The organism is Williamsia sp. (assembly GCF_016462415.1).
Lineage (GTDB): Bacteria > Actinomycetota > Actinomycetes > Mycobacteriales > Mycobacteriaceae > Williamsia_A.
In genome coordinates, this window is sequence record NZ_JAEMTF010000040.1 from 1 (window position 1) to 7,488 (window position 7,488).

At 68.6% G+C, this 7,488-nt stretch carries 8 protein-coding genes; 2 read left to right on the forward strand and 6 right to left on the reverse strand.

Translation table 11 applies throughout. The annotated features are described in order from the left end of the window. Together JHC79_RS11685 and JHC79_RS11690 are read right to left on the reverse strand one after the other, a co-directional pair. The coding region (locus tag JHC79_RS11685) for an SDR family NAD(P)-dependent oxidoreductase (RefSeq protein ID WP_296390862.1) at nt 1-482 on the reverse strand (482 nt) is incomplete at its 3' end. A 32-nt stretch (nt 483-514) separates the two neighbouring features. After that, nucleotides 515-871 carry a hypothetical protein gene (locus JHC79_RS11690; protein ID WP_296390864.1) on the reverse strand — a complete coding sequence of 119 codons (357 nt, stop codon included), beginning with the start codon at nt 869-871 and terminating at the stop codon, nt 515-517. A gap of 120 nt (nt 872-991) precedes the next feature. On the opposite strand from JHC79_RS11690, the gene JHC79_RS11695 reads away from it, so the two are divergent. Both JHC79_RS11695 and JHC79_RS11700 read left to right on the forward strand, forming a co-directional pair. Beyond that, complete coding sequence (locus JHC79_RS11695) at nt 992-1,324, forward strand: TfoX/Sxy family protein (protein WP_296390866.1); 333 nt, start codon at nt 992-994, stop codon at nt 1,322-1,324. 93 nt (nt 1,325-1,417) lie between these two features. After that, nucleotides 1,418-2,026 carry a TetR/AcrR family transcriptional regulator gene (locus tag JHC79_RS11700; RefSeq protein ID WP_296390868.1) on the forward strand — a complete coding sequence of 203 codons (609 nt, stop codon included), beginning with the start codon at nt 1,418-1,420 and terminating at the stop codon, nt 2,024-2,026. Nucleotides 2,027-2,039: 13 nt separating this feature from the next. Here the strand turns inward: JHC79_RS11700 and JHC79_RS11705 are convergent, their stop codons facing one another. From JHC79_RS11705 to JHC79_RS11720, 4 genes are all read right to left on the reverse strand, one after another. Next, on the reverse strand, nt 2,040-2,747 hold the full coding sequence (locus JHC79_RS11705; RefSeq protein WP_296390870.1) for a TetR/AcrR family transcriptional regulator: 708 nt from the start codon (nt 2,745-2,747) through the stop codon (nt 2,040-2,042). 37 nt (nt 2,748-2,784) lie between these two features. Beyond that, on the reverse strand, nt 2,785-4,365 hold the full coding sequence (locus tag JHC79_RS11710) for an FAD-dependent monooxygenase (RefSeq protein ID WP_296390872.1): 1,581 nt from the start codon (nt 4,363-4,365) through the stop codon (nt 2,785-2,787). A 49-nt stretch (nt 4,366-4,414) separates the two neighbouring features. Beyond that, nucleotides 4,415-6,109, reverse strand: coding sequence for an AMP-binding protein (locus JHC79_RS11715; RefSeq protein WP_296390874.1), 1,695 nt, complete (start codon nt 6,107-6,109; stop codon nt 4,415-4,417). Beyond that, the coding region (locus tag JHC79_RS11720; protein WP_296390877.1) for a hydantoinase B/oxoprolinase family protein at nt 6,106-7,488 on the reverse strand (1,383 nt) is incomplete at its 5' end. The genes JHC79_RS11715 and JHC79_RS11720, both read right to left, overlap by 4 nt.

The window sequence follows — 7,488 nt, forward strand, 5'->3', positions numbered from 1 at the left end:
GCCGCCTTGGCCGCCGAGTACTCCACCATCGTGGCCAGAGGGGTGACCGTGGCCCGGGTCCCGATGGTCAGCACCCGGCCCCATCCCTTCTCCCGCATGGTCGGCGTGAGACGACGGATCAGCCGCACCGTCGAGAAGACGTTTCCCTCGAACGCCGAGAGCCAGTCGTCGGGATCTGCGGTGTCCCAGGTGTTCTCGACGAACGGTCCGGCGTTCGCGACGACGATGTCGACTCCCCCGAGCATCGACACCTCGTCGCAGATGCGGTCGGTGTCGTCCGCACGGGTCAGATCACCGACGACCGACGTGGCCTGTGGCCCGGTCGCCGCGATCCGAGCGGCTGCCTCGTCGGCTCGCGCACGGTCGCGTCCGTGGACGATCACCGCACACCCCTCCTCGGCCAGCCGTTGGGCGATGGCACGGCCGATGCCGCCGCTGCTCCCGGTGATCAGGGCGCGACGGCCCGCGAGGTCGAGGTCCATGTGACGACGCTAGGTCACGACGCCGACACTCCTCACCCGCTGACGGTGCCGTCCGTGGGTTCGGCGGTGGTCTTCTTGTCGCCGAACAGCGCGCGCACCGGCCAGAACAGCACCCACAGCACCGGATAGAGGACCCAGTAGTAGATGACGCCGACGACCAGTCCGCCCACGGCCCAGAACGGCCAGCAGAGCAGGAACAACAGCTGCACCAGCTGCTTGATGACGATCGGCATCCCGTCGCCCATCGCCAGCAGCATCCGAGGATGTAGCGCCTGAAGGTAGGAGCGGAACCCGTCATCTGCCGCGGCGGGCGGCGGCGGCCCGAGACGTTCCTGGTCCTCGTCGAACGGCCGGACAGGCTGCGGTCGCGGCGCTGGGGCATTGGTCATGGCTACTCCTGTCAGGTCCCGACACTCATCGAGCGCCGAACCTAACCGGACGGTGTTGGAAGTCGATTGGATCTGGCCCAGAGCGAGACAAGTGACCGTGCGCCGTCGAAGAATGGGCGCATGGCATACGACGACGTGCTCGCGGACCGGATCCGTGAGCTCCTCGAGATCGAGCCCGGCGTGACCGAGAAGGCGATGTTCGGTGGACTCGCGTTCCTCATCGACGGACACATGGTGGTCGCCGTCAGCAGAGAGGGCGGGCTCATGCTCCGCGTCCCGCCCGCGGAGACCGATGAGCTGCTCGAGCACCTGCACACGTCGCCGATGATCATGTCCGGACGCGAGGCCCGGGGCTGGCTGCGCGTGGCCGCGGCGGGGATCGAGAGCCGCGACGATCTCGGCGACTGGGTCGATCGCGGTGTCACCCACGTGCGGACCCTCCCGCCGAAGTGACATCGTTTTCACCCGCCGGATCAGCCGTGATCTTCGTCGCCTGATTCGCGGGAGCGGTCGAGATGACGCGAACAGGACTCTATAGTCTGCCTAATGACAGCCGAATCCGCCGACGACTCGGTCGCTTCGGGTCCGCCGGACCGCAAAAGCGCTATTCGAGAACGCATCCTGGCCGCCGCGGTCCGACTGTTCGGCGATCTGGGATACAGCAACACCACGATGGAACGGATCGCGGTCGAGGCGCAGGTGGCCCGTGCCACCGTCTTCAATCACTTCCCGCAGAAGGAATTGTTGCTCGGCGAGGTGGCACGCTCGCTGCACACGAGTTTCGCCGACCTGCTGCGATCCGACACCGACCCCGCACTCCCCCTGCGCAATCGCATCCTCGACGCGCAGGAACGGTGGTCACTGGCCTACGCACAGGATGTCGAGGTGGCGCTGCCGTTGGTCCGCGCGTGGGTCTACGCGGGTGGTCCGCTGCTGCCCGTCCCGGACTCCACCGCCGAGGTCCTGACCGAGATGATCGCGCAGGCGCAGGACGACGGGAGCCTGCCGCGTGCCGGATCGCCTGACTCTCTCGGCCAGGCGATGAACGACGCCCTGACCGGTGCGATGGTCCGCTGGACCAAGCAGAGCCACCCCACCGCGGAGTCGCTGCGGGATGTGATGCTCGCGGCGGTCCGAGCCATCAGGCTCGAGTAGAGCGGGTGACGCGTCACTCCTGCGCGAGCAACCGCTCCAGGTAGTCCAGGTCCTGACGGATCAGGGCGATGGCTCGCTCCGGACCCTCCGGAGTCGACGGCCCGACGTCGGTCTGAGACACGGTCCGCAGTGCCATGTCAGCCAGCTGGACCGCGGCGGTCCGGTCGGCGTCCGGATCGCCCGGAGTGTGCCACCACGCCACCCAGTTCAACATCCCGATGATCCCCAGCGCGGCCGTCCGCGGATGGACCGGGCGCATCTCGCCGCTGCGTACGCCGTCCTCGATCACCCGCACGAACTCCTGGAGCACGTGCCGACGGCTCTGCTGAAAGGCTCGGGAGATCTCGTCGGGCAACGCCGCCTCGGACCGGATGATCAACTTGAACCGGTCGGCGGTCTGCGCCTGGTTCACCGCGATCGCCGTCGCCATCTTGCGAAGCTTCTCGCTGGGACCGAGATCGGTGCGTTCGTTGATCTCGTGGAGCATCGCGGCCGGGGTGTCCGTGCTCTCGCTGACCAGTCGCGACAGCAGCGCGTCCTTGTTCGCGACGTAGTGATAGAGCGACGGCCGGGTCAGTCCGGTGGCGTCGGCGATGTCCTGCAGCGTCGTGCTCGCGTACCCCTTCTCGGCGAACAACCTGGTCGCCTGGTCGAGGATCTGCTTCTCGACCAGCTCGCGGCGCGGGTTGCGGGCCGGCACCGACTCGTCCTCGCTGGTCATCGATGAAGGATAACCGGCGGGTCTCATCGAAACGCCCTCACACCGAGGACGCCACAGCCCGCACTGCCCCCTCGGCCTCCGTGTCGGCGTCAGCGGTGAGGGCCACGAGGTGGGTTCGGCCACTGACCAGACCCGCCGCCGCATCGGCGAGGCAGCTCGACGGGATCTCCACGACCACGAGTGCGTCGGTGCCCAGGACGATGCGCTCGGCGACGTCGAGGCGCGTCAGCACGGACTCGCGGTCGGGCGCTCCGTCCAACCAGGCCACCGCATCTGTCCCTGCGGCGGCGACCAAGGCGTCGGCAGCCGCATCCCAGGCGGAGTCGGAGTCGACGTGGTGGACGACGGTCTCCGGGTCGTCGCGGAGATCCGCGGGCGCCTGCCGTGCGGGATAGGAACCCCGGGGGTGTTCGACGGGCTGCGCCAGCACCCACTGCGTGACGTCATCCGGTCGGGCCGCGTCGTCGGCGACGCCGGCGTAGCTCGTGACCCCTGCCCACGCCACCTCGGGCGCCGAGTCGAGGAACCGGTCGAGACCCACCTTCCCCGATCGGGTCATGTACGAGACCATCAGCCGGTCCACCGCGAGATCCATCCGTTGTGGGAACGACTCCCACCACAGTTCGCTGCGTCGCGCGATCTGCTGGAGATGGTCGACCGCGGGCCGACGGGTCTGCTCGTATGACGCGAGGGCGTCGGCGATCGAGTCCGAATCCCGCAGGGCCGCATCGAGTGCGATGGCGTCCTCCATGGCCAGCTTGGTACCCGAGCCGATCGAGTAGTGGGCGGTGTGTGCCGCGTCGCCGAGGAGGACGACGTTGTCGACCGACCAGCGATCGCATCGGACGGTCCGGAACCGCATCCAGCGGGTGCGGTTGCCGATCAGGCCGTGCCCGGCGAGCGTGTCGGCGAACGCCGACTGCAGGTACCGCAGGGAGGTCATGTCGGAGCCGGCTTGATCGGTCTCGGCGGTCGAGACGTCGAAACCCGCTCGTCGCCAGGTGGCCTCGTCGGTCTCGATGAGGAAGGTACTGCGGTCGGTCGAATAGGGGTAGGCGTGTGCGACGAAGGTCCCGTGCTCGGTGGTCGACGGTACGAAGATGGCACTCGGTAGGGCGAAATCTGTTCCGCACCAGAGGTACAACCCGGTGCCGGTGGTGAGGTGGGCACCGAAGCGGGGATCGGATCCGCGGGTCGCACTGTTGATACCGTCGGCCGCGATCACGAGGTCGGCATTCAGGTCGGCCGCCACACGGCGCTCGCCGAAGGCGAGGGTGACCCCGGCGCGCTGTGCCTGGTCCTGCAGGATCGCCAGCAGCTGTGTGCGGGCGATGGCCAGCAGGTCGCCGTGCGCGATGCGGACCACGTCCTCGCCCACCTGCATGGACATCTCGTGTGAGTAGGCGGCCGCGACGATGGCCTCGAGCGACGCCGCGTCGGCGTCACGGAGGTTGCGCTGCGTGCGGGAGGCAAGTCCCACACCGAACCCGAAAGTGGTGTCGGGCGAACTCTGTTCGTAGACGGTGACATCGGCGTCGGGGTGGCGCAGCTTCAGCAGTCGTGCTGCGTAGAGGCCGCCGGGCCCGCCCCCGAGGACGGCAATCTTGGCGAGGTTCATGAGATCTCCATACGATCGATCCGGGTGGGGTCTGTGAGGGCACCCGTCCTCAGCGGTCGGCGAGCACCTTGGCGGCGACGTCTGCCCGCAGACTCTTCTTGTCGATCTTGTTGACGGTGGTCCGTGGAAGCGCCGGGATCCACTCGATCCGCTCGGGCCACTTGAACTTCGCGACCCCGAGCCGCGTCAGGTGCTCACGGATCTCGGCCAGGGACAGTTCGTCTCGCGCGGCCACGAGGTAGGCGCAGGTCTTCTCTCCGAGGCGAGGATCGGGCATCGCGACGACCGCCGCATCGTCGATACCGGGATGCTCCACCAGGAGGAACTCGAGCTCCTCGGCGTTGATCTTCTCGCCGCCCCGGTTGATCAGGTCCTTGATGCGCCCCTCGATGGAGACGTATCGGACGCCGTCGATGACGACGATGGTCGCCAGGTCGCCGGTTCGGTAGAAGCCGTCAGCGGTGAACGCCGATCGATTGTGCTCGGCGGCATCGAAATACCCCACGATCGTGTACGGGCCGCGGCAGCACAGCTCGCCCACGACGCCGTCGGGAACCTCGGTCTCGGTGCCCGGTTCGAGGATGCGGACCTCGTCGTCCGGGGCGATCGGGGTCCCCACGGTCTCCACCCGGGCCTGCAGCGGCGCCGCCAGGGGCGTCACCGCGAACATGCCCTCCGACATCCCGAAGAGCTGCCCACCCCAACGGGTTCGGCCGTCGTCGACACGTGCCATCAGATCCGGCGAGACCTTCGCGCCGGACAGGACGACGCGACGCAACTGCCCGCGCACCCGATCGAACCCCGGGTCCATGACCGCCTGATAGTGCCCGTGACCGATGAGGACCTCGGTGGCCCCCGCACGTTCCATGAGGTCGAACGCACTGACTGAATCCGCGGTCGCCAACACGAGGCAGGCGCCTACGGAATGCGACGCGTGCAGCCCGCACACGATGCCGGCGTTGTGGATGATCGGGATCAGATGGGCCACGCGGCTCGTCTCGTCCCATCCCAGCCACCGTGCGTACATCTCGGCGTTGTTCCAGTACTCGGCGTGGATGCGCGGGATCACCTTGGGCACACCGGTGGTCCCGCCGGACAGCTGGAACGCCGCGACGTCCTGAGGGTCGATGTCGCGTTCGATCGCCTCGACGGCGTCTCGCGCCGCCGACGGGTCGATGTCGACACCCAGGTCCTCCAGCCGGATCGAGCCGGGCACGGCAGACGGTGCGCCCACGGTGAGGATCTGCCGGACGGTGTCGCCGCCCGCCGCATGCTCATGGGCGAAGCGCACCAGGTCGAGCGCGGGGTCACCGACCTCGACGATGTGCGCCACCGCGCCGACGGTCCGGCTGACGTGGCCGATCTCGTGCATCCGGTGTGCGGCCAGCGTGGCGACGGGCACCAGACCCGCCTTGAGGCAGCCGTACCAGGCGAGGACGGTTCCGAGGCGGTTCGTCAGCTGGAACACCACCGGCTCGAGTCGTCGCAGACCGAGCTCGATCAGCCCGGCCGCGACGGCATCGGTCCGCCGGTCGAGTTCGGCGTAGGTCATCGACCCCTCGGCGGTGATCACCGCCGGTCGGTCGGGATGACGTACCGCGATCTCGTGGAACCTGCGTCCCGTCGGATCCGCACTCCACGAACCGGTTTCGCGGTGACGCCGGGCCCGGTCGGGCGGATACGGGACCAACCGACCGTCCCAGTCGTCGAACGTGGTCTCGCCACGTGCGTCGATCGTGGTCACCGCGTCGCCACCGCCGGCAGCAGTCGGGAGATCTCCAGGGAGTGATCGGGGTGGTCGGCCGGGACGATTCCCGAGTAGATCGCCGTCCAGCATCCCGGGCAGCACAGCTGACGGAACACGATCGCGGTGTCGACGTACTCGGTCGGGTCGGACGTGACCTGGGGTCCCGCCGCCGACGACGGGCCCTCGAACCGCGCCAGATCCAGTACGCCGCCGTTCTTGTCGTCGCCGAGCAACCGACCGCAGTGCGCGCACGCGATGACGCGGGAATCGCCGACACTGACCTCGGCGAGGTTGTCGTCCAGTCGTCGCCCGAGGCTCAGATCCATGATCGGGGCATCGGGGTGCTGGGTGGATCGTTCACGCCGTTCCGTCACCATGGACGTCCGGAGTTCGGCGGTCGCGCGATCATCGGTACCGGTGTCGTCGACGACGACGCCGTAGACGGCGGCCGCTCCCTCGACGGTGACCTTGCCCTCGCGGAGGTCGACCGCGACGGCGGCCGGGTCGCGGTGCAGGGGATCACCGTAGCCACCACCGCCCTGCCAGTGCATGTAGAGGACCTCGCCGGGCGCGACGTAGCTCTCCGCGTAGCAGGCACCGAACTCCCGCCCGCCGCCCAGTTCGTCCAGGTCGCCGGGAATGGTGCCGGCCGCGAACTGCTCGTTGATGTCGGTGCCGCGGGCGAGGATCTCGACGCCGGTGTTGCCCGGGTATCCGCCTGCGAGACCGTTGTTCTGGGCCACGGCCTTGCCCGCGGACGCCAGCACGAGTCCCATCGGCAGACTTGTTCCGTACGGGGTGACGGCGAGGGAGGCGCTGACGCCACCACGCTGACGCCCCGGGCCGCCGGAGTCGGGCTCCTCACGCCGCCACAACGTCAGCAGCGGGTAGAGGAACTCGGTCATCTCGGTGTCCGGGATGCGTCCCATCGGGATGCAGAACAGTCCCCCGGTGTCCATGCCGTCGGCCGTGGGCCGCGCGCCGTATCCGCCCGCCATGGGCTCCATCATGATGTTGAGGAACGGGACAGGTTGTTCGGCCCGCTCGTCGAGTCCGGCGATGACGGCGGTGTCCCAGGTGCCGCAGCACGCGGCCTGCACGCTGGTGCCCAGGTCGACCGAGCGGTCGAGCATCTGCGAGAGACATTCGGCGATCAGGGTTCCGGTGAGCCAGGCGGGCCCGATCGGACCACGACTGACCGCCGCCGGGAAGGTCGCGTTGTTGATGGTGCCCTCCTCGGAGACGAGGTCGAAGCATCGCATCAGTCCACCCGCCGACCACGGGATGTCGCCGGCGAGGATCGGCAGCAGGGCGAGCATGACGCCGCCGCGCATACCCGCGTACGTGCAGTTGATGACGCCGGTCTGCTTGTCGGT